This window comes from Luteolibacter sp., assembly GCF_039920825.1.
GTDB lineage: Bacteria > Verrucomicrobiota > Verrucomicrobiia > Verrucomicrobiales > Akkermansiaceae > Luteolibacter.
The window spans coordinates 221,033-242,132 of sequence record NZ_JBDSCX010000041.1 but is presented as its reverse complement, the minus strand read 5'-3'; the positions used below and the strand labels follow the sequence as shown (position 1 = coordinate 242,132).

Here is a 21,100-nt window from a genome sequence, read left to right as displayed (position 1 = left end):
CGGGGTCATGAAAACTCACCTATTGCTCATCACCGCCCTCGCCGCCACCTCATTGCATGCGCAGGAAAAGCCCGCCGATCCCTATCGCGAACCGAAAAAGGATGCCGCATCCGTTGAGCAAAGCGCTCCGTATGTGGACATCTCCATCTGTTGCGAAACCTTTTCACTGCCGCTTGCCGTGGCGGCGAAACTCCAACGGCAGCAACTTCCGGATTCTGAGCTCTACAAACAGCTCCTGGCCTCGGTGGAAAAGCAAACCGCCCGCCAAGAATCGTTCACCGTTCTGCGGGGGAAATCAGGACAGAAATCGACGGCGGAAAGCATCAGCGAGCAGATCTATCCGAAGGAGTATGAACCTGCCGAGCTGCCCAATTCCGTCGGGGTTGCCATGTCACCTCCTGATGCCAAGGACCAGCAAACTCCGGTTCCTGATCCTTCGAAACTCCAAAGCTCTCCGGATTTATCCTCTTTCAACGGACTACAAACTCCTGCGACACCCACCGCATTTGAAACCCGGAACGTGGGAACCACCTTGGAAATCGAGCCGACTCTCGGCGAGGATCTTAAAATCTTGGATCTCCGGATCGTCCCGGAAATCGTCACCGAAGTCGGGCGTTCGGCCTATGGACAGGGATTATCCACCACCGAGTCCCCCGTTTTTGAAAGCCAGCGCATCAACGCTTCCTTCACGGTTCTCATCAATCAGCCGTTCCTGATGGGGACCTTGAACCGTCCCCCGGTTTCCAAGGTCGATCCGGACTCGGCAAACCGCGTTTGGTTTGCTTTCGTTACGGCAACGCTTGCCAAACCCTGATGCGCGCCTCCCTCGTCACCATCGTTCCCATGCTCGCCGCCGCCGTCCTCGTGATGGCCGGCGGCGAACGCATGGCACGGCGTGATGTGGAAAAACGCACCCCCGCTGATAGAGAACGCCTGCTCGATCTGGCGGATGCCTTCCGCGCCGAACTGGTCCGGCTCGATGAAGTTTATCTCGACCATCTCAATGAACTCGCGCGATTCTCTGTTTTTTACAAACCGGATCAAACCGCGAACGCCGCGTCGGAAATCACCGGTGTCCGTCTGATCCGGGTTTTCTGGAAGGAAGGCAAGGATCTCACCATTTCACCAGGTTTATCTAACGGGCGTCTTCCGGAAATTGAGATCCAAAAACGCAAGCGCCCTTTCAATCCAACGACCGCAGTCATCCTCGATGCGTCGCTGCTAGATAAGCCTCTGCCGCCGAACGGCACGTGGATTTCGTCCACCGATCCCAACCTGCGCGTCCATTACCGCCAGCCCGAGCCGGGCGTGCTCGCCGTATTTCTCATCGATCTTGGCAAAGTCCGCGAGCGCAACTCCACTTACCTCGCCGATTGGCTTTCTACCCCGCTGACCCCGCTGCGGGAGGCCGGAGAGCGGGTGGAAATCGATCCGCCGCAGGGGCCGGCTCTGGTCTCCATCGGTCCCGCGCGGCACGGCCCTGCCGCCTCGGTCATTCCCACCCGCACGCTTTCCGGCGATTGGCAGATCCGCGCGTGGGACGGACTTGTTGTTAGCAGCACCCATGATGCGTCCACTCTTGCCGCCGCCTCGACCATCGCCCTGATCCTCGCGGTTTCCGGCGTCCTGCTTTATTTCCAACAGAACCGCGCCCTCAAGCTCGCCGCCGAACGCGTGTCCTTCGTCAATCGTGTTTCCCACGAACTCGGCACGCCTCTCACCAATCTTTCGCTCAATCTCGATCTCGCCACCGAAATTCTATTAGCCCGGCCCGCGGAAGCGCGTCGCCGGCTCGGTCTGGTCGCGGAGGAAATCGAGCGTCTCTCGCGGCTCGTCGCCAACGTCCTGACGTTTTCGCGCCGCGAACGGGACACGCTGGAACTAAAACCCGCCCGCTGCATGCCGGAGAAAATCATCCATAGCACGCTGGAAAGTTTCCGGCCCGCGCTCGAACGCCGCGGGATCGAAATCGAAACGGAAATTTACGCCAGCGATCACGTCTTGTTGGATTCCGATGCCCTTAGCCAGATCACCGGCAACCTTCTATCCAACGTCGAGAAATACGCTGCCACCGGGCGCTGGTTGCGGCTGTTGGCGCGGATGGAATCGGATTTCCTTATCCTTGAAGTGAGCGACCGCGGTCCCGGTATCCCGGCCAAGGCCCGTGAGCGCATTTTCACCCCGTTCGAGCGCGTCCTCCAAACCACCAACGAAGGTGCCAGCGGCACAGGGCTCGGCCTCGCCATCGGACGCGATCTCGCCCGGCGCATGGGAGGAACTTTGGAGTTGATAGATATACAGCAAGGAGCATCGTTCCGGCTGCGCATCCCCGCTCCGCCCGCGCTCGCCATCGTTTCCGAAACCGACGCCGCATGAATATCCTCATCGCCGAAGACGATCCGCTGACTCTCGACGCCCTCGCCGCCTGCATCGAGAGCGACGGCTTCACCGCGCTTCGTGCGGCGGACGGACGACAGGCGCTCGACCTTTGGCGCTCGGAGAAACCCGATCTCCTCTGCCTCGATATCATGATGCCCGGCGTCGACGGTTACGAGGTTTGTCGCCGGGTCCGGGCGAGCAACCGCGATGTTCCCATCCTTTTTCTATCCGCAAAAAACCAGGAAATCGACGTGGTCGTCGGTCTTGATCTCGGAGCCGATGACTTCATCCGCAAGCCGTTCACCCGCAGCGAAGTCATGGCCAGAATTCGTTCCGCGCTCCGCCGCAGCGCGCCGCGCGATGGCACGGATCATTTCAATCTCGGCGATCTAACGGTCAAGCCGCGCGCCATGCTCGCCGAGCGCGGAGGAAAAGCCATCGAGCTCAGTCCGCGAGAAATTTCCATGCTGCGGCTTCTCCACGACCACCGCGGCGAACCCGTTTCCCGCGACGCTTTTCTTGATGCCTGTTGGGGGATCGATTATTTTCCGGATTCCCGGACGCTCGATCAGCACATTTTCCTCCTGCGGAAGAAAATCGAGTCCGATCCGGCCAATCCCGTAATCATCCAGACCGTCCGCTCCATCGGCTACCGCTGCGCTGCGGGTGGCTTGTTCGCGGATTCCAGCAGGGTTCCATGAATTTTGCGCGGAATATCACCCTGGCGGCTTGTTGTTTGTTAGCGGGAGCCTGCGGCAAAAGCCGGCCTGTCGCCACCGCGAGGTCGAAGCCGATGGAGCCGCCATGCTACTGGGTCTGGCACCGGAGCAACGCCTTGAAACCCGCGGAACTCGAAAACCTGCGACGGGCGGGAACGAAAACTCTTTATTGGCAGGCTGTTGAATGCGGATGGAAGGACGGGAAATGGGATGCGGTTAGAATCGCCGCGCCGATGGCCGAAATCGAGGGTGTCGCGGTGATCCCGGTTTACCGCATCAAGCCGGAGACGGATTTTCTAGGATCGCCGGATGCCGTGGAATCCTTCGCGCGGCTTTTCACGAACTGGGCGGATGGCGGAAAATTCACCGGGCTCCAACTCGACTTCGATTGCCCGGACCGGTTGCTCGACCGATACGGAAAATTCCTGCGGGAGCTGGGGCAAGGAATCGCACCGGTGAAAATCTCCATCACCGCGCTGGCCTCGTGGCCGCGGCATCCGGAGTTTGCGCAGCTCGCGGGTTCGGTCTCGGCGATGGCACCGATGTTCTACGACCTCCAAGCGGACAAGCCGGAGGACGTTTTGAAAAGCAGGTTCCAGCCGATGGCGGACTTGAAAAGCCGCGCGCTGATAGAATCCTGGTCGGCGTGTCCGGTGCCGTGGCTCGCGGGCCTGCCGAACTTCGAACGCATTTCGGTTTTCAACCTCAACGGCAGCTTGTCCGGTCACCTGCGCGGGTGGACGCACGACGATTTGTTTTTCAAGGAAGGAATGAAACCGACCGCGCTGGGCGAAGGGATCACGTCTTACGAAACCCGCGCTTTCACTTCGCTGGCAGGAACGCCGGTCAGCGCCGGTTCAAGGATCGTCTATCGCACGCCGGACCAAGAGGCATTGGCGAAATTATCGCAAGTGGCGGACGAGGCGGGAGCCGCTGGCGTGATCTATTTCGTGTTGCCGGGGCCGGGGATTCAGGCCGCGTTTTCGGCAGGTCATCTCGCCTGCAAATCATCGCCGCAGTTGGAGTTGATCCTTCATGAAAACGGTTCGGTCGTTTTGAAAAACGGCGGCCCCGCTGATCTTCCAGCGAACCCGGCGGAGGGAGCTTGGACGCTGGTGTTGGAATCCGAAACCGCGGGCATCTTTCGCAGCGGCGCGCCGGGAAATTTCGCACGCGTCACAGTGCCCGGCGGGCTTCCCGCCGAGCTGGCGACGCAGGTGGTTCTGCACTTTTCGAAGCTCGCGGGAGGTGAATCGATCGCGTCCGGACCGGTGGTCGCCGATGCGAAACGGGTGCTCTGGAGCGTCCCCGGAATCACCGCCAGGGCGGTGGCGGCGGGCACCAAATAATAGTTATATAATTTGCTCGATTTCCAACAGCTTGGGCGTAGCTCATGACCATGCGGCGTTGGATTCCATTTACCCTTGTTCCGCTCCTCGCGTGCGGCCCCACCTTCTATCAGGCCCCGCCGCCGCTGGAGCATTATTCGCAGCGGCTGGCGACCAAACGGTGGAGCGATTTGTTCAAGGAATCGTCCCCGCCGGATCCGATGGCTCCAAAGGAAACGGAACTGAGTGAACTCTGCCACAGGTTGCCGGAGGAGTTGAAGGGACTGACCGCGGAAGCCAGGTTGAAACGAATCGACGCGTTGATTTCCTCCAACCAGGCGGGCGAGTATTCGTCGGCGACGGCGAATTTCCTGCATGAAATCCGCGAGCTGGCCGCCACCGACGCGACTTTCAGCACCTGCGGCGGATACCTCGCGTGGCGGGTCGAGCACGGAAAGGATGCCTTGCCGCGAGGGGGGAAGTTGCGGCCGTGGAACATGAGCGAGGAGGAGTTCGCCGCGGCGCGTGAGGAAGCGGAGAGAACGGCGGCGCAAAAGAAGGAGGAATTCGCAGCCTTGGTCGCCGGAGCCCCGCCCGCGTTGGCGCCTTACTGGAAGGTGCAGGCGGCGGCGTTCCTGTTCCGGAGCGGATTCTATCAGGAGGCGGGAGGGATTTTCGCGGAGGTCGCGGATCATCAAGCCGGGCATCCGCGGGCGGAGGTCGCGGCGTTGATGCTGGCGCGCTGCCGTCTCGACGAGGCGAGGCAGATCCCGCCACCGGACGAGAGGAATTACGACGCGGCGACCGCCGAGAAGCGACATGAATTGCTCGGGCAGGCGAATGAGTTGTTGGAGAAGTTCATTTCGCGTTATCCGAACGGACGGTTTACGCCGGATGCCCATGGCTGGCTCGGCGCGGTGGCGATTGAAAACGGACAGTTAGGGTTGGCGGTGAGGCACCAGCTCGACCGGCTCGATCTCCAGCCGACGCGGGAAATCACGAAAACCGTGTTGCGCGAGTGTGATTTCATTTTCGACAAACTCTTCGAGCGTCAGGACGGCGGTGATTTCGAAAATGGATTGGACGGAAATCGGGATTTCGATGCCGTGGCGGTGGCGAGTCATCCGCTGGTTGCCCGGTTGTTCATTCAACATGCCCTGGATCCGGCGGCGGCTGAAATGCTGGCGCACAATTGGCAGGAGAACTCGTCGTCGGACCGGTGGACGATCCAGTTTCTCAATCAGCGGATTGTGAGGCAGCAGGAGTTCGTGGAGCCCGCGTTGCTGAAGCTGGGGGAGGAGATGTTGAAACGGTCATCGCCGACGGATGAGGCGACCCTAACGATTCTCGCGTGGTCGGCGACGGAAGCCGGAGAACATGGGCAGGCCCTGGCTTTGATTTCCAAGATCCGCAGTGACGACCCGCGTGACGAGGCGCTTCACGCGAAGGCGATCATCCTGCAACGGTTAGGCCGGCACGGGGAAGCGGTGGCCGCCTTCGACGCGTTGGAGAAAGCCTATCCGCAAAGTCCGCTGGTGATCGATCTGCCGCAGCGGCGGGCGATGTCGCTGTTTTACTCAGGCCATGCGGGCGAGGCGTTTGTCGCATTCGGCGCATCGGATGGCGATGAGGGGGAAGGGGGGCCGAAGTTAAACCCCGAATTTTACGAGGTTCAGTGGGCGGACACGTTGCTTCAGTTTGCGCCGCTGGATCAGCTCGCGACGGCGGTTGATGGACTGGCGGATGACTCGAAGGAGGCACCGCTCTTGCGTCAGGCGATCCGGACGCGGGCTTTGGCGATGCATGATTTTTCGCGGGCAAGGAAGTATCTATCCAAAGAAGAGGCGCCCGCTGCGGATGAACCGGAATATTCGAAAATCAAAGCGGGCCATCTGGATGAAGCCGAGTGGCAGTCGCGCATTGCGCCGTTAGAGTCGCTTTACGGGAAGCTGGCGGATCCGGCTGCTGTTGCCGGTAAGGCGAAGACCGAGTTGGAAATCGCCCGTTACTGGTGGGAGCATCGAGGTCTCATCACGATGCCGGGGCTGTATGTGATTTCCTATGCCAACAGCGAGGGCGAGAAACAGGAACTGTTGCGGCGGCAAAACGGCTTGCAACTCGGTTTTTCGAGGGAGTTCATCGACACCGAACTCGATGCCCGCGACGAGGCGACCCACGCGCTGGCCCACGCAATGGAAGCAGCGAAAAGCGATGACCCGGCCGTGGCCATACCCGCGCTGGAACTCGCAAACGAGTGCCTCTTCCACCGCGCGGAGTTTTCAGCCTATCAGCGTGGACGGGCGCTGGAGACTGATGCCGCGAAGCTTTCGATGGAAATCCATGACCGGCTCAAACGGTTGGGCGTGAAGAATCCGGTCTATCTGGTTTTCCCGCCGGCTGTCGGCCCGTGGATGCCCGGAGATTACAATTCCTGGAACGCGGCCGATAAGATTCTGGACGCTCTTTCCGGCACGAAATCCAAGCTCTGGGAAGATGAGGACGACAAATCCTCGGAAATTAAAAAAGCCTGCTTCGCCGTCGCGACGCGCTTCGAGCATCCCGATTCCACGAAAAGCCTGCCACAACTCCGGCACCAGGTGGAGGACGCCAAGCGGGAGTTGAACGGACTCCGAGCCACGCTGGATCCGGCCTATCATGTGGACATTCTCAGTGTGGTGGACCGGCTCGACGATCTAATGGCGGCCGCCTCGCTGCCGGGAATCACCGCCGCCGATTTCGCGAATTACGCGGCGGGTGTCCGCGACAAGCTACCGCCGGCATTCAAGAGCTTTCTGGATTTCCGGAAGCGGCTGGCATTCGTCAATGATTCTAACAGCGATACGGAAATTTCCCGCAACGACACTCCGGAAGGCTGGGCGGAATTCCTGGCAACCTATCCGGACAGTCCGAAGGCGGAGGCCGCGTCGCTGAGGTATGTTCGTTTGATCGCGCGGCAGCACCGGGGACGGCCCTCGGTAGAAGTCGAGAGGTTCCCGGAAGCGTCCGTGCCAGACGGCTACAAGCGGGTGTGGATCGAGGAAGCCGAACGGGAAAGTGACCCGGCGATGATTCTCAGCTTGATCGCGGCCCACGAGAAGCGGTTTCCCAAGGGACGCTACCGGCAGGATTTGAATCTGCTCAAAGCCGCGGCCCTGATCGATAAGGTGGATTTACCGGAGGCGACGAAGTGTCTTTTGGAAATTCTCGGCGATCCCGTGCAGGGAGACCTCCACCAGATCGCGGCACTGAATTTCTGCGAAATCAGCCAGCGCTTGCTGGTCCCCGCAGAGAGGCAGGCCGTGGTCGAGGCGTTTCGGAAAAATCCCGTGGCCCTGCCCAAGCTACGGCTGCTAGTGAATGGCGACACCTACCTGTCGCGTCTCCACCCGTTGATGCCGTGGCTGGAAACACCGTGATGGCCTCCGTCGCATTACTTGTTTTTCAAAATCCACCATCCGGCATCCCTTCTGCTTTCCCTGCGGCATTCCGATGCAACCCGAAGATTCGCCCGATCTCACCGACTTCCTCGAAATCCTCCAGCAACTCGTGCGGGAGCCGTCGGTGGTGGGCACCGAGGATTCGTTTTTCCGCGTCCTCCGCCGCGAACTGGAAGAGGTGGATGTCACGGTAGAGCGGCACATGGGAGTGCTCGTCGCCCGTGGCCGGGATCCGGAAAGCATCGTCCTCTCCGCGCACATCGACCGCCACGGATTGCTGTGTACCGGCCCGAACGAATTCCAATACGCGGCCTTCATCGCGGCCAACCGCGGCGATCTAACAGGTGATTCGGTTTCCGAGCAGATGATGGCTTCGATCGCCGACCGCTTCACCGGCCAGAGAGTGCAGGCGCACCTTCCCTACACCGGCACCTACCTCGGCCAGGGCTCGATTTCGGCCGGCTATCTGTGTCCCAACCGCCACAACCTCATCTTCGAGATCACCGGCCTTGAATTCCTCCAGCCCGGCACACCGGTTTCCTTTCTCGACCGCCTCCGCGTCACCGACACCCATCTATCAGCCCAGCTCGACAACGTCCTGAGCGTCGCCCTGATCATCCATCTTTTCCGCAACGGATTCGCCGGCACCGCGTTGTTCACGGCGCAGGAAGAAGCCGGTCGGAGCTGGCGTTTCGCGCTTGCCTGGCTCCAGCGCGAATCCATCGTCACCCGCCGTTTGCTTGTGCTCGATACCAGCCCGTATCCCACGCCGGAAGCCGCCGGAGCGCAGGATCTCGTACTGCGGAAAAAGGATGCCACGGCGGAGTTCGACGCGGATTTCACCGTGGAAATCCAAGAGCACTGCCGCGCGCTAGGGATTCCTTACTCCTACAAGGACACTTGGATCGAAGCCCTGAACGCCAACCGGTCAAAACCTCTTTCACTCGGCCGTACCGAACTCGGCCGTCTCGTCGCCGCCACCGCGGGTCAGATCAACGGCACCACGCTTCAAATTCCGACCACCGGCTATCATACCGCCAGCGAGACCGCCTCGCTCGCATCCGTGCGCTCAGCCATTCGGCTGCTAGAAAACTATATCCGCTGAGCCGGCGGCGACCATGGGTATGGGAATTTCCTTGCGGTGGCTGACGGGGTTTTGTTTCGTCGTCTTGAAATTGATGTCATGAAAAAATTCGCCAAATATCTGATCGCCTCGTCCTTGGTCGTCCTGTTGTCCGGATGCCTGACCCAACAGACGGTCACGAGCAACGGCTCGGTGATTTCACAAGACTATGTTTTCAAGCGGCCGTTGAAGGACGCCATCGAGAATACGGAGAATCAATGATTCTCGTTTCGGGCGTTCCGCACGGCCCTCCACACTCCATAGGCCAGCAGCGGCAGTAACAGCGCGACGGCCAGTGACGAGTCGAAATGAAGGCCGGTGCCTTTGATTCCCTCCATCACGATTTTGAACAGGTTCGCGAGGTAGTAGGTCAGCACCACCACCGAGAGCCCTTCCACGTTGTGCTGGAGTTTCAACTGGGCGGCGGCCCGGCGGTCCACACTCGCTAACAGAAGGTGGTTCTGGCTTTGCAGGCTCACATCCACCCGGGTTCGCAGCAGGCCGGTCGTTGATTGCAAGCGCGCGGACAAGGCACCGAGCTCCGCCTCGGCCCGTTCGCAGGTGTGCCATGCCTGTGCCAGGCGACGGTCGAAAAATTCGCCGAGCGTTTGATAACCGGGAACCTGTTCCTCGTTCAACTCGCGGACACGGGCTGATAGAATGCGGGCGTAGGATTCCGTCATGCTGAAACGCGACCCACAACGCGCCTGAAGGCGTTCGGTTTCCAGCGAGAGATTAGTTAGGTCGCCGAGCAGTTCACGTTCGTCGCCTTCGTGCATGACACCGATGCGCTCGACCAAGGCGACGTGCCGCGCTTCAAGCTCCTCGATCTGCGGCAACAACTCGCGGGCCACTGGAAGACCGAGCATCGCCGCCATCCGGTAGTTTTCGATTTCCACCAGCCGCTGTAAAAGCCGGCCGTAGCGGCCTGAAGTGAGACGATGGATTTGCACGAGAAACCGTGTGGCACCGTTTTCGTCCTGCCTGAAATGACTCCACACCGAGGCGACCCGTTCCACGACCCAGCCACCGACCAGCCGTTCCTGATCGAACAATTCCAAAACCCGTTCCATGGTTGCCGCCGTCCCGGCATCCGCGACCGCCACCAGTTCGCTGGCGATTTCCACCGCCGCCAGGATCCGGCCGGGTATCGCATCAAGCCAACCTTCCGGCAGCAGATTCATCGCCGATTCCGCAAACGGCATGCCGACCTGAGGTGAGAATACGGTGAACGTGGTGAATTCAGTGTGCCGCTCGATCCGCAGTTCCACCGCTCCCAGCCGCAAAAGTTGAAATCCCTGCTCTTCCGGCGTCGCCACGACTTCCGGAAAATCCGCGAGCGCCGCCACCGCCGCACGATGTTCGGCGGCTTCCGCAGGAGTGAAAAGAATCGCCCGGTGCGAAACCATTACCTGCCCTGAAACCACCGGAAACGGTCGGGCCAGTAGTTCCGCGTGCAGCTCGCGGTATTGGGGATGGAAGCGCTCTGGATCCACGGTGTCAGGGTCTCGCTTTGTAATGCATTTTGCGTGCCTTAAGCGCTTGGTTCGCGCGCTGGCATGACGTCTTTGCCCTCACCATTCGCGCTGGATGCATCAGACATTATCAGTTTTACGGAAAGTCCCATCCGGGACTTTCTTCTCTGGGAAGCGAAGGCGGCGGCTTGCTGGATCGAGTTCCATTTTCCCATCGACGGCCCCGTCTTCCGCATCGATCAGGGCGATGAAGTTATCCAGCTCCGTCGAGGCGATGATCCCTTTCTCGATGAGAAAGCGGGTGAGTGCCTGGATCGCGAGCTTCTGCCGGCCGAGCTCGTCCTTGAGCATGGCGATTTCCCGTTCCTTCGATTGCAATGCGTTTTCCGCGCGCTGCTGGGTCCGCTGGATCCGGTTGATGTCTTCCTCGGCATCCGCGATATCGAGACGATTGCCGATGTCTCCCAAAAGTAACGTGCGTGCCCAGCCCATGGCTTCAGATTGTGCCGGATGATCTAGCAGGTCAATCAAAGTCGCGGGTCTCCGGTTGTCAATCGGCTGGAACCTTGGCAACGTGCCCACGTTCGTTAGCTTTTCATCATGCGTTCCACCCCGGATTTTCTCGAACATGACGGATGCCGTCTTGCCTACACGCAGTGGGGGGAAGGGCCGCCCGTGGTTTTCATTCAAGGCACGGGAGTTCATGGCGGCGGCTGGCTTCCGCAGGTTGACGCTCTTAAAGACCGCTTCCGCTGCATCACTTTCGACAATCGCGGAATGGGACTTAGCCAACCGTGCGGGACATCCCTGAGTGTGGAGCAAATGGCAGGGGACACGCTGGCGATCATGGACGCCTGCGGAATCGAGGCCGCCCATATCGTCGGACATTCGCTCGGAGGCTCGGTTGCCCAGCAACTTGCCCTCACCGCCCACAATCGCATTCGCAGTCTCGCCTTGCTCAATTCGTTTGCCCGGGGAGCCGATGCTACCCGCCTGACCCGCGATCTCCTCTGGCTGGGCATCCGCAGCCGCATCGGCCCGATCCGGATGCGGCGGCGGGCGTTTTTGAAAATCATCATGCCGGATGAAGTCTTGGAAAACTCCGACTGTGATGCGATGGAAGTGGAATTTGCCTCACTCTTCGGCCACGATCTCGGCGTCTATCCGCCGGTGGTGATGAAACAAATGTCGGCCATGCGGAATTGCGACTTAACATCCCGACTCGCCGAACTCAAGGGCTTGCCGACCTTGGTGATCGGAGCCGCGCAGGATCGGATCGCCCGTCCGGAGATGGTGCGGGCACTCGCCAACGGAATTCCCGGAGCGAAGCTTGTGGAGTTTCCAAACGCAGGACACGCGCTCCCGATCCAGCTTGCGGATGAGGTGAATGAATTGCTCGCGAGTCACTTGGAAGGTTCTGTCGTTTGACACCGGAAAATTCGCGGGCTTGGGCCGTCAATCGTCCACTTTCAATCGACGACGGTTATTCGATAGAACCGATGTTTGTCCGGATGATTCAACGCTCCCGCGTCAGTCACGGTTAGGGTTACGCCGGTGCCATTCAAATTCGCAACCAAGGTTTGCCATGTCACGAGGTCGGCGCTTTTTTGAACGAGGTAGTGATGACCCGTGGTTGTCGGAAAGGAAAGTTGGACATCGTTTCCTGTCGTCGTGACCGCCGGATTCAGAGTGACGGTGATAACAACCGCATCATAGGCCACGGCGTGAATGTTATCCGCCGCGGAGAGCATGAGGGTGTATTTTCCGGGAATGCCAAACGTTGCGCTTGTGATGGCGTTTGTTGCGTTTCCGAAAACCACGGGAGCAGGGCCGGAATAAAGTTTCCACTGGATGCTAACAGCACCGGGTGCGCTGACAGCGCCGACAAGATTCACCGATGGGCCAGTGGTTCCTGCTGCGATCCATTGGTCGGCACCGGCATCGGCGGTGGGGGAGCCGGGTGAACGCGGACCTTCGGTAGCTCCGGTGGTTTGGATGACTTCGAAATTGTTCACGTCGATGCTGTTGCGGATATGGTCGAAACAGTCTGCGGGGAAGCGATTGTCGGGCGCGACGGAGACAGAGAAAAAGCCGCCGTTGTCGGCGACGATGGCGCCGTATTTTTTCAGGGCGAGGAGCACGGCTTTTTCCTGAATCGTCCAATTTGAAGGGATCGCGAAACTGGATTTGAGCCGGAATCGCTGGCCCATGGCGGGCACGTTGGGATCGCTGGTCGGCGGAACGGATGCTTGGTGCGTGGCAGGATAGATCGGGCCCAGGCGTGTGTTTTTCACGATGAGGCGCAGGGCGTGTTCAACCATGCCGCGCTGGCATTCGTCGTAACGGACGATGGCTGGAAACATTTGCAAACTGGCGGCATCGGCGGAAGTCAGTCCGGCTTCGCGCAAGGCGTTGGAGCCGAGATTCCACTTCGCGCCGTTGGCTGCCTCCCATGCAGCACCGTTTCGCTTGGCCAGCCACATTTCCCAAAAGGCACCAGTTCCCGGTTTCACGACGATGGCATGGCGGTCGTCGTTGGTGGTGGCCTGCTGCCACTGATCGTTGGTTAGATTGTCCGTTTCCACCGGCCAACCTTCGATCGGCATGTTCTCGGGAATCGGACAAAGGCCGATGGGAGAGGTGCCGCCGTCGAGATCCGAATCCGCGGGATACACGAAATAATTGACGGGGATCGCCGGCTGACTGTCGGGCACGAGGACGTAATTCATCTCGCTGAAAAGCCGGAGATTCTGGCGTCCGGCATTCACCGCGAGGTCTGACTTCACCCGTGCGATCATCGCATCGCTGCCAGTTAGGGCGGGGCGCTGCGAGACGTCCTCATTCCAAGCATTGTCCCGCGGCATCATCTGCAACGCGGAGACCACCGCATCCGCTTCCGGAGTATTAAAAAGCAGCGGCGTGGTGATCACGGGTAAATCCCCAAGAATGCGGCCCTCGTGATTGATGCGCTCCGCCATCGTAGCCAGCGGAACGAGGAAGATGAACGCGAGGAAACGCATGGCCCATGTTAGCCGGGGAAGCATGTCGTGGCAAGGAGTGCTGAATGTGAGCAGTGGCTCAGGCCTTGCGTGAAGCGATACTCTCGACCTGCCGGTATTTGAGGATCTTCGAATCGGAGGTGAGCACTTTGAGTCCATGAAGGCGGGCCGTCGCCACGATGATTGGGTCACACGGATCATTGTGAGGCCAGTCAGGCAGGCGGGTCGCGTCGATGGCTATTTCGGGAGAAATTTCAAGAACCCGCACGCGGTTTGCAGGTAGAGCGAGCTGAAACCATTTGGACAACGCCATGCCGAAAACCAATTCGCCCTTCGTTTCCTGTCTCGCGACTTCCAGCAGGCTGATGGCGGACACATGCACCAGATACTCGCCAGCAAGGAGTTTGCGAACCGCAGGTTTCAATAACTCAGGAGCAGCAAATGCATCCAGCCAGGCGCACGTATCGAGCAAGAGGATTGTGGACATAATGAATTGGATTTCAATCAATCCTCCCAATCGCCGGCTTCCCATGCCGGAGCATCGGGAACGTAGCTGGCCTCAAAGGTCACGGTGGGGACAACTCGACATCCACTCCATCCGCCCCTATCCTCGCGACATGGAACGGACCGCTCTCAAGAGGCCTCTCGAATCGGAAGGCATTCCTCCGCTTATCGATGATCCTCGGGCGGCGCTGGAGGTGTTCGAAGAGATCTTGAAACGCGGCATGCTGTTCTATCCCGAATCCGATGAAACTACACCAAGACATCCACGAGTTTATCGAATTGTGCCTCTCGCGGAAAGTTGAGTTCCTGCTGGTCGGCGGCTATGCGCTCGCTTTTCACGGTGCCCCGCGTTTTACCGAAGACATCGACCTGATGGTGCTCGTCTCTCCCGAGAATGCCGACAAGCTTCACGCCGTTCTTGCGGACTTCGGATTCGGTGAAGCTGGCATCACCCGCGAGGATTTTCTCGATATAGACCAAGTGATCCAGCTCGGACGCGCCCCGAACCGCATCGACATCCTGACCGGTATCAGCGGCGTGACTTGGCAGGCGGCTTGGGCTTCCCGAACCCAAGTGGATCTCGATGGTCTCGAAATCCAGGTGATCGGGAAAACGGAACTCATCCAAAACAAGCAGGCCACAGGTCGCCCTCAAGATCTCGCTGACCTTGCCCGTCTGCGTCAGGAGAACTGCTGAAGAAGAGAAAAAACGGCTGGATAAGCACGGAATAATGTGCGAACCTCAACCCATGCGAATTGACCTCAAAGAGGACGTGGTGAGTCTGACGGACTTTGCGCGCAACACGAAGCAACACGCCAAGGAGCTCGCCTCGGGCGGGCGGGCGAGAATCCTCACCCAGAATGGCAAGGCATCGGTCGTCGTGCTGTCATTAGACGCCTTTGAACAAATGGCACACGATGCGGAGGAATATCGCATGGATCTCAGGCTTCGCGAGGCGGTGGAAAACTACGCCAAAGGAGATTCAGGGACGGCGGCGAAGACAGTGATGAGCAGGCTCCGCAAACGTGCCGGGAAACGACGGGACACCGCGTCATGACGGACCATGAGTTGCGGCTTTCAGCGGAAGCGGAGCGCTGTATTGAAGAACAGCTTCTTTGGTATGAGGCGGATGAAACTCGTGGCGGTGCGGAACTCGCCGACTGCTGGATGGATCTGCTAGAGACAACTCTCGATACGTTGAGGCAGCATCCCGAACGATACGGATTCGCACCGGAAAACGGCCGCTGGATGCCAGAAATCTCTATCCGCCAGATGCGGTTCAAGCCATGGAAAACGCCATCCGCGTGGCGGATTCTTTACATGATCGATGAGGAGGCCGCGCGGGTCACGGTGTTGCAGGTTCGACATGAAAGACGGCCATGGCTGCCGGAGACAGTGCGGTGATGCCAACGATCAATCTGCGAACAGTTTCTCCAACATCCCTTCCGGGTTCTTGAGAAACCGGCTCGTCACCTGATAGGGTTGCGAGGCCCGGTAGCTCACCCGTTCGATTCCCGTCTCGCTGAACTCGTAGATGACGGCCTCTGGATAGGCCAGGATGATCGGTGAATGCGTCGCGATCACGAACTGGCTGAAATCGTTCACCAGATCGTGCAGCCTCACGAGGAACGCCATCTGCCGCGTCGGTGACAGCGCGGCCTCCGGCTCATCCAGCAGATAGAGTCCGTGGCCGCCGAAGCGGTCCAGAAATAGTGTTAGAAATGACTCGCCGTGCGATTGCTCATGCAGAGATTTTCCGCCGTAGCAAAAGTATCCGGAAGCGCAGAACGGCTCTTTCTCGAGATTGTCCATCTCGGTCGCGAAGTTGTAAAAACTCTCCGCCCGCAGGAAAAAACCATCCATCGGTCGCGCGCTGTTCCTCGTTAGAGTCATCGCCGGTGCCAGCACCGTGTCGTAGGAGCGCCTGCCGAAGCTCTTGCTGCGGTTGCCGCTTTCCTTGGAAAACCCCCACTTGTCCGCCAGCCCTTCCAGCAAGGTGGATTTCCCCGTCCCGTTCTCACCTACCAAAAACGTGACCTTCGGATGTAACTCCAGCCCGCATTCCAACGCCCGGATCGCCGGGATGGAGAAGGGAAACTCCTCGCCCGGAGCATCGACCTGGAGTCTGGAAAGAAACGGCATGGCGGTAGAATAGATGGGGAACGGAATCTTCGATAACTCATGATCATCTTGAGGCGATGCTCTCCACCTGCCGGTATTTGAGAATCTTCGAATTGGAGGTGAGTACCTTGAGTCCATGAAGGCGGGCCGTCGCTACGATGGTTTGGTCACATGGATCCTTGTGAGGCCAATCAGGCAGGCGGGTTGCGTCGATGGCGATTTCGGGTGAAATTTCAAGAACCCGCACGCGGTTTGCAGGCAGAACGAGCTGAAACCATTTGGACAATGCCATGCCGAAGACCAATTCGCCCCTCGCTTCCTTTCTAGCAATTTCAACGAGGCTGATGGCGGACACATGCACCAGATGCTCGCCAGCCAGAAGTTTCCGTACCGCCGGCTTCAGAAGCTCGGGGGCAGCGAAAGCATCCAGCCAAGCGCAGGTATCGAGCAAGAGGATTGCAGACATGATGGATTGGATTTCAATCAATCTTCCCAATCATCCGCTTCCCATGCCGGAGCATCTGGAACGTAGCTGGCCTCAAAGGTCACGGTGCCTTTGCCACTGCCGATCCAACTTTCCAAGGCGGGCGAAGACTCATCAGCAGCCGCAGAGCGCACCACCGCAACCTTCTTTCCGTGACGGGTCAGTTCGAGGATCGCTTCCCCGTTCTCCACCGCGCGGATTTCCTGGGTGCAGTGTGCTTTGAACTCGGAAACGCTGATTTGTTTCGTGATCATCGGGGTGAATATAAATTGACCAGAATTTTGGTCAATTTAAGTGCTGAAACGTACCCAAGAATATTCAGCTAAGGCGCTTTTAGTTCTTGATCGAATTCCGTGTTGACAATGAACGGATTTCGTTCATTGTCTCCTTTCAGGAAGTAATCTGATTCAACCAATCAGATTACCGCTGTCATAAGACGCACAAGCAGACCCAACAAACCGACCAAAAGTTGGATTATCTACTTAGCGTTGAATCCCCCGGATTCCTAAGATTCCCTCTGGTGAGTGCCAAATCGGGAAAACAGTTTAATAATTCACCTAAACTCTGAAGCAGGCAAAACCGGTCGGTGCCTGTCCCAGGAGGAAGGTCAACTAGCGACGATCATGACCCAAGTCATCACATCGACTGTTGTCCAAGCCTCCGGTCTTCCGGACGTCGCGTTCGAAAGATCGGAACAATGGACCCACTGAAAAAATACCTCGAAGCATATCAAGGAATTATCGAAGTCACGGCGGACGTACCGCCCAGACCTCGAACAGGCAGTATCCTGTTTTTGGGCTACTGCGCCACCATCGCCACCGTGTGCGGTCTCAAAGGGCCGGAATGGCTTTATTTGATCCTCACGGTCACATTCGTAATTGTTTACATAGATGTCCGCTCAAGTTTCACCAAAAGACCGCGAGACAGTCCGGATCAACCTGGAAGTCACCCCAAGCGTCAGAGATCAGATCAAAGAGCTTAGGGTAAAAAGCGAGGCAACCTCGCTGGCTGAGGTGTTTAGAAGGGCTCTCGCAATCTACGAACTGGTTATCGATTTCCAAAAGCAAGGAGGAAAGATTGTCCTCGAATCCCGCGATGGAGAAAGGGAGACCCTTCGAATCCTCTAATCAGAGTCGGCTGCTTCGGCAGCCGGCTCTTTTGTTTCAGATTTTGAGTTTTCGACGAAGCATGTCGTAAAAAGTCACGGCATGAGTTCGCACTATTCATCGCTCGACCACCGACTTTTGATAGGTGTTGAGAGCTTGGCTGAAGCGCGGGGTGGGTTTGTCGGGAGAAGCAAGAAGAGCTTCCACGAAACGTTGGGAGTCGGCTTTATCCAACCGGAAGGAAGGGCCCTCAAGATTGGCCTTACGGGCAACGTCATTTGCAGCCCCAAACTCGGATTCCGTTTCGGCGTCGCGCTTGGCAGATTCGGTAAGGATGTCGGAAGACGTATTCATGGTCACAGGGTCACATGAATAGACTTCGGCTGGAAGGGAGAATTTGAAGAGATAATCGGGAGGGGGGACGCCTCCTGCAACGGTCTGCGGCGAGACGCCGCAGCCACTTTGTGCCAGGCATGGTGACTGTTTTCACCAGATCAGCGGCACTTCGTAAGTTGGGAAATGAGGGTCACGGGAAACCAGCGTCATTCCCTCCGCCAATGCTTGGGCGATGAGCATGCGGTCGAACGGATCGCGATGATGGAATGGCAGGCGGATCACTTCGTGCAGGTGGGCATGGCGGATGGGCAGCGAGAGGAAACCCAAAGCCAGCAGACGGGTGGGGAATAATTCGTCGAATGGCAGCGGAAGTTTCAGTTTTCCAAGAGATTGCTTGATGCCGATCTCCCATGCCGTGGCGTCGCTGACATGACAGCGGTTTGCCGGGTCGCTGATGGCAGCCCGTGCGTTTGCGCTGAGTTGAGCATCGTTTTCGAGGAACCAGATGAGGGCGTGGGTATCCAGGAGCAGGTTCATTCCATATACTCCTTGAAGTCTTCCAGCGGCTCATCGAAATCCGGCGCCATCCAGAAGCCCTTCAAACTTCCGGGCTGAGGAGTGACTGGATCCTCGGACCGATTTTCCGAAGCCGAATCCACGACCAGCAGGACATGGGTGCGGCCTGGTTTGAGCCAAGATGGGATCGGCGATAGCAGCGTCACGCTGCCATCGGCATGGATTTCCGCATCGGTTTCCAAGGTCTTCATGCGGACAGCTTATGCGATGATCGGGAAGACGTAAAGCTTCAGGAGGCGAGACGCCTCCTGCAACGGTCTGGGGCAGGGATGCCCCAGCCACTTTGACGAAAAAAGCCGACGCCCATTTGGACGCCGGCTTGATTGGATAGTTCGTTAGAACTCGTCGCGCGGATTACTCGGCGGCGACGGGTTGCTGGGCTTCGTGCTCAGCGGCTTTTTGGTCGCGGAGCCAGGCGCGGCGTGACATTTTCACGCGGCCTTTTTCGTCCACTCCGAGGCACTTGGCGGTGATGACGTCGCCTTTTTTGACGATGTCCTCAACGTTTTCGGTGCGGCCTTCGGCGAGTTCGGAGACGTGGACGAGTCCGTCCTTGCCGGGGAGCACTTCCATGAAGGCGCCGAACTGGGTGATGGAAACGACCTTGCCGGTGTAAACCTTGCCCACTTCGATTTCCTGGAACATGCGGTCGATCATCGCCTTGGCGCGATCGAGACCTTCCTGCTTGGAAGCGTAGATGTGCACGGTGCCGTCGTCCTCGATGTTGATCTCGGCGCCGGATTCGGCCTGGATGCCCTTGATGTTTTTGCCGCCAGGTCCGATGAGCTCGCCGATGCGATCCGCTGGGATCTTCACGGAAACAATGCGTGGGGCGTGCGGGCTGAGCGGCTTGGGCTCAATGATGGACTCTGCCATTTTCTCAAGGATGGCGGTGCGGCCTGCCTTGGCGATGTGGATCGCTTCTTCGAGCATCGCAATCGGGAGGCCGGCGAGCTTGAGGTCGAGCTGATAGCCGGTGACGCCTTCGCTGGTGCCGCAGAGCTTGAAGTCCATGTCGCCGTAGAAGTCTTCGGAACCGATGATGTCCAACAGCATTTTGTGGGATTTCATGGAGCCGTCTTCGTTGTTCTCGGTGACGAGTCCGACGGAAATGCCGCCGACCGGGCGGATGAGCGGTACGCCGGCGTCGAGCAGAGCCATGACACCCGCGCAAACGGAGGCCATCGAGGTGGAACCGTTGGATTCCATGACTTCCGAGGAAACGCGGATGGCGTAGGGGAAGACGGATTCGTCAGGGATGACGGGTTCGATGGAGCGCTCGGCGAGCGAGCCGTGGCCGATTTCGCGGCGGTTGATGCCACCCATGCGTCCGCATTCGCCGACGGAGAATGGAGGGAAGTTGTAGTGGAGGATGAAGCGCTTCTCGTCTTCGCCACCGGCGTAGTTGTCGAAATGTTGCTTTTCGTCCGCAGGGGCGAGGGTGGTGATGGCGAGGGCCTGGGTTTCTCCACGGGAGAAAATGGCGGAGCCGTGAACGCGTGGCAGGGTGCCGACTTCTCCGTAGAGAGTGCGGAGGTCACCGATGCTGCGGCCGTCGGCGCGCACGCCTTTTTCCATGATGGAAATACGGAACGCCTTCTTCTGAAGGTATTCGAAGGCTTGCTCGACGTCGAAGTCGGTGGCTTCAGGAGCGCGCTCCTTGATGGCCTTTTCCACTTCGTCGCGGAGGGCGCCGACTTTCTTGGCGCGCTCGGTTTTCGATGGCGCGTAGATGGCGGCTTCGATGCGGTCACCGGCGATTTCGTAGGCGATCTCGAGGAGGTTGTCCTTGGCGACGGTGAGTTCGTAGGTGCGCTTTTCCTTGCCTGCAAGCTTCACCAGTTCTTCCTGAGCGGCCACCAATTTGGCGACGGCTTCCTGGGCGAAATGGAGGGCCTTGATGAATTCGTCTTCAGGAATCTCGTCGGCCTGGCCTTCGATCATGATGACGTTGGTCTTGTCGCCGACGTAAATGAGGTCGAGGTCGCTGTCAGCGCGCTCGTCGTGGGTCGGGTTGATGAGGAATTTCCCATCGACGCGGCCAACACGCACGGCACCGATCGGGCCGGCGAACGGGATGTCGGAAAGGCAGAGGGCGGCGGAGGCACCGTTCATCGCGAGGATGTCGGAATCATTCACGCCGTCGGCGCTGAGAAGGATGGCGACGATCTGGGTTTCGTAGAGGTAGCCTTTTGGGAACAACGGACGCAGCGGGCGGTCCGTCATGCGGCAGGTGAGGATTTCCTTTTCGGTCGGGCGACCTTCGCGCTTGAAGTAGCCACCTGGGAAAACGCCGGCAGCGGTGGCTTTTTCCTTATATTCCACGGAAAGTGGGAACCAGGTCTGGCCGGATTTCACCTTGGTGGCGGAAACGGCGGTGACGAGGATGATGGTGTCGCCGCAACGGACGGTGACGGCGCCATCGGCGAGTTTGGCAATTTTGCCGGTTTCGAACGTCATCGGGTTGGTGCCGACGTCGGCCGTAAGTGTATGGATATTCATAGTCTGTATTT

The 21,100-nt window shown here is 58.7% G+C and carries 23 protein-coding genes; 12 read left to right on the top strand and 11 right to left on the bottom strand.

Going from position 1 to position 21,100, the window contains the following annotated elements:
- Positions 1-7 precede the first annotated feature (7 nt).
- The 7 genes from ABIQ96_RS12225 to ABIQ96_RS12195 all read left to right on the top strand — a co-directional run bounded on the left by ABIQ96_RS12225 (position 8) and on the right by ABIQ96_RS12195 (position 9,208).
- Positions 8-814, top strand: a complete 807-nt coding sequence (locus tag ABIQ96_RS12225; RefSeq protein ID WP_348214876.1) for a hypothetical protein — start codon at positions 8-10, stop codon at positions 812-814.
- Complete coding sequence (locus ABIQ96_RS12220) at positions 814-2,376, top strand: HAMP domain-containing sensor histidine kinase (protein ID WP_348214875.1); 1,563 nt, start codon at positions 814-816, stop codon at positions 2,374-2,376. The genes ABIQ96_RS12225 and ABIQ96_RS12220 overlap by 1 nt, the downstream gene beginning before the upstream one ends.
- Positions 2,373-3,080, top strand: a complete 708-nt coding sequence (locus ABIQ96_RS12215) for a response regulator transcription factor (RefSeq protein WP_348214874.1) — start codon at positions 2,373-2,375, stop codon at positions 3,078-3,080. The genes ABIQ96_RS12220 and ABIQ96_RS12215 overlap by 4 nt, the downstream gene beginning before the upstream one ends.
- Positions 3,077-4,447, top strand: coding sequence for a DUF3142 domain-containing protein (locus tag ABIQ96_RS12210; protein ID WP_348214873.1), 1,371 nt, complete (start codon positions 3,077-3,079; stop codon positions 4,445-4,447). Before ABIQ96_RS12215 ends, ABIQ96_RS12210 begins: the two co-directional genes overlap by 4 nt.
- 50 nt (positions 4,448-4,497) lie before the next feature.
- Complete coding sequence (locus ABIQ96_RS12205) at positions 4,498-7,842, top strand: tetratricopeptide repeat protein (RefSeq protein ID WP_348214872.1); 3,345 nt, start codon at positions 4,498-4,500, stop codon at positions 7,840-7,842.
- A 73-nt stretch (positions 7,843-7,915) separates the two neighbouring features.
- Entirely contained in the window at positions 7,916-8,968 is a 1,053-nt protein-coding gene (locus tag ABIQ96_RS12200; protein WP_348214871.1) for a peptidase M42, read from the top strand.
- Positions 8,969-9,046: 78 nt separating this feature from the next.
- Positions 9,047-9,208, top strand: a complete 162-nt coding sequence (locus ABIQ96_RS12195; RefSeq protein WP_348214870.1) for a hypothetical protein — start codon at positions 9,047-9,049, stop codon at positions 9,206-9,208.
- On the opposite strand, the gene ABIQ96_RS12190 is transcribed toward ABIQ96_RS12195, so the two are convergent.
- The gene (locus ABIQ96_RS12190) at positions 9,202-10,482 is read right to left on the bottom strand and encodes a DUF3422 domain-containing protein (protein ID WP_348214869.1); all 1,281 of its coding nucleotides are present in this window, start codon (positions 10,480-10,482) and stop codon (positions 9,202-9,204) included. The two genes, ABIQ96_RS12195 and ABIQ96_RS12190, sit on opposite strands and share 7 nt — an antisense overlap.
- Before the next feature lie 99 nt (positions 10,483-10,581).
- Positions 10,582-10,953, bottom strand: coding sequence for a hypothetical protein (locus ABIQ96_RS12185; RefSeq protein WP_348214868.1), 372 nt, complete (start codon positions 10,951-10,953; stop codon positions 10,582-10,584).
- Positions 10,954-11,061: 108 nt separating this feature from the next.
- Here ABIQ96_RS12185 and ABIQ96_RS12180 point away from each other — a divergent pair, with 108 nt between their 5' ends.
- A complete protein-coding gene (locus ABIQ96_RS12180; RefSeq protein ID WP_348214867.1) occupies positions 11,062-11,889 on the top strand; it encodes an alpha/beta fold hydrolase in 828 nt (275 codons plus the stop codon).
- Positions 11,890-11,930: 41 nt separating this feature from the next.
- Here ABIQ96_RS12180 and ABIQ96_RS12175 read toward each other — a convergent pair whose 3' ends face one another.
- Both ABIQ96_RS12175 and ABIQ96_RS12170 read right to left on the bottom strand, forming a co-directional pair.
- The gene (locus tag ABIQ96_RS12175; RefSeq protein ID WP_348214866.1) at positions 11,931-13,505 is read right to left on the bottom strand and encodes a hypothetical protein; all 1,575 of its coding nucleotides are present in this window, start codon (positions 13,503-13,505) and stop codon (positions 11,931-11,933) included.
- Between the two features lie 34 nt (positions 13,506-13,539).
- Positions 13,540-13,947: a type II toxin-antitoxin system VapC family toxin gene (locus tag ABIQ96_RS12170; protein ID WP_348214865.1), complete on the bottom strand. Its 408-nt coding sequence runs from the start codon at positions 13,945-13,947 to the stop codon at positions 13,540-13,542.
- Positions 13,948-14,207: 260 nt separating this feature from the next.
- Between ABIQ96_RS12170 and ABIQ96_RS12165 the strand changes: the two genes are divergently transcribed.
- The 3 genes from ABIQ96_RS12165 to ABIQ96_RS12155 are packed head-to-tail and all read left to right on the top strand — an operon-like array spanning position 14,208 to position 15,368.
- Positions 14,208-14,660 (top strand): nucleotidyl transferase AbiEii/AbiGii toxin family protein, encoded by a 453-nt coding sequence (locus tag ABIQ96_RS12165; RefSeq protein ID WP_348214864.1) that lies wholly within the window; start codon positions 14,208-14,210, stop codon positions 14,658-14,660.
- Between the two features lie 52 nt (positions 14,661-14,712).
- A complete protein-coding gene (locus ABIQ96_RS12160; RefSeq protein WP_348214863.1) occupies positions 14,713-15,021 on the top strand; it encodes a type II toxin-antitoxin system Phd/YefM family antitoxin in 309 nt (102 codons plus the stop codon).
- Complete coding sequence (locus tag ABIQ96_RS12155) at positions 15,018-15,368, top strand: type II toxin-antitoxin system RelE/ParE family toxin (RefSeq protein ID WP_348214862.1); 351 nt, start codon at positions 15,018-15,020, stop codon at positions 15,366-15,368. The genes ABIQ96_RS12160 and ABIQ96_RS12155 overlap by 4 nt, the downstream gene beginning before the upstream one ends.
- Positions 15,369-15,377: 9 nt before the next feature.
- On the opposite strand, the gene ABIQ96_RS12150 is transcribed toward ABIQ96_RS12155, so the two are convergent.
- The 3 genes from ABIQ96_RS12150 to ABIQ96_RS12140 are packed head-to-tail and all read right to left on the bottom strand — an operon-like array spanning position 15,378 to position 16,823.
- Positions 15,378-16,106, bottom strand: coding sequence for an AAA family ATPase (locus ABIQ96_RS12150; RefSeq protein ID WP_348214861.1), 729 nt, complete (start codon positions 16,104-16,106; stop codon positions 15,378-15,380).
- A 43-nt stretch (positions 16,107-16,149) separates the two neighbouring features.
- Positions 16,150-16,551, bottom strand: a complete 402-nt coding sequence (locus tag ABIQ96_RS12145) for a type II toxin-antitoxin system VapC family toxin (RefSeq protein ID WP_348214860.1) — start codon at positions 16,549-16,551, stop codon at positions 16,150-16,152.
- 17 nt (positions 16,552-16,568) lie between these two features.
- Positions 16,569-16,823 carry a type II toxin-antitoxin system Phd/YefM family antitoxin gene (locus ABIQ96_RS12140; RefSeq protein WP_348214859.1) on the bottom strand — a complete coding sequence of 85 codons (255 nt, stop codon included), beginning with the start codon at positions 16,821-16,823 and terminating at the stop codon, positions 16,569-16,571.
- A gap of 636 nt (positions 16,824-17,459) precedes the next feature.
- Between ABIQ96_RS12140 and ABIQ96_RS12135 the strand changes: the two genes are divergently transcribed.
- A complete protein-coding gene (locus ABIQ96_RS12135; protein ID WP_348214858.1) occupies positions 17,460-17,696 on the top strand; it encodes a hypothetical protein in 237 nt (78 codons plus the stop codon).
- 96 nt (positions 17,697-17,792) lie between these two features.
- Here the strand turns inward: ABIQ96_RS12135 and ABIQ96_RS12130 are convergent, their stop codons facing one another.
- The 4 genes from ABIQ96_RS12130 to ABIQ96_RS12115 all read right to left on the bottom strand — a co-directional run bounded on the left by ABIQ96_RS12130 (position 17,793) and on the right by ABIQ96_RS12115 (position 21,089).
- Complete coding sequence (locus ABIQ96_RS12130) at positions 17,793-18,029, bottom strand: DUF1778 domain-containing protein (protein ID WP_348214857.1); 237 nt, start codon at positions 18,027-18,029, stop codon at positions 17,793-17,795.
- Positions 18,030-18,161: 132 nt separating this feature from the next.
- Positions 18,162-18,548, bottom strand: a complete 387-nt coding sequence (locus tag ABIQ96_RS12125) for a type II toxin-antitoxin system VapC family toxin (protein WP_348214856.1) — start codon at positions 18,546-18,548, stop codon at positions 18,162-18,164.
- Positions 18,545-18,778, bottom strand: coding sequence for a DUF2281 domain-containing protein (locus ABIQ96_RS12120; protein WP_348214855.1), 234 nt, complete (start codon positions 18,776-18,778; stop codon positions 18,545-18,547). Before ABIQ96_RS12120 ends, ABIQ96_RS12125 begins: the two co-directional genes overlap by 4 nt.
- 163 nt (positions 18,779-18,941) lie before the next feature.
- On the bottom strand, positions 18,942-21,089 hold the full coding sequence (locus ABIQ96_RS12115; RefSeq protein ID WP_348214854.1) for a polyribonucleotide nucleotidyltransferase: 2,148 nt from the start codon (positions 21,087-21,089) through the stop codon (positions 18,942-18,944).
- Positions 21,090-21,100: the final 11 nt, after the last annotated feature.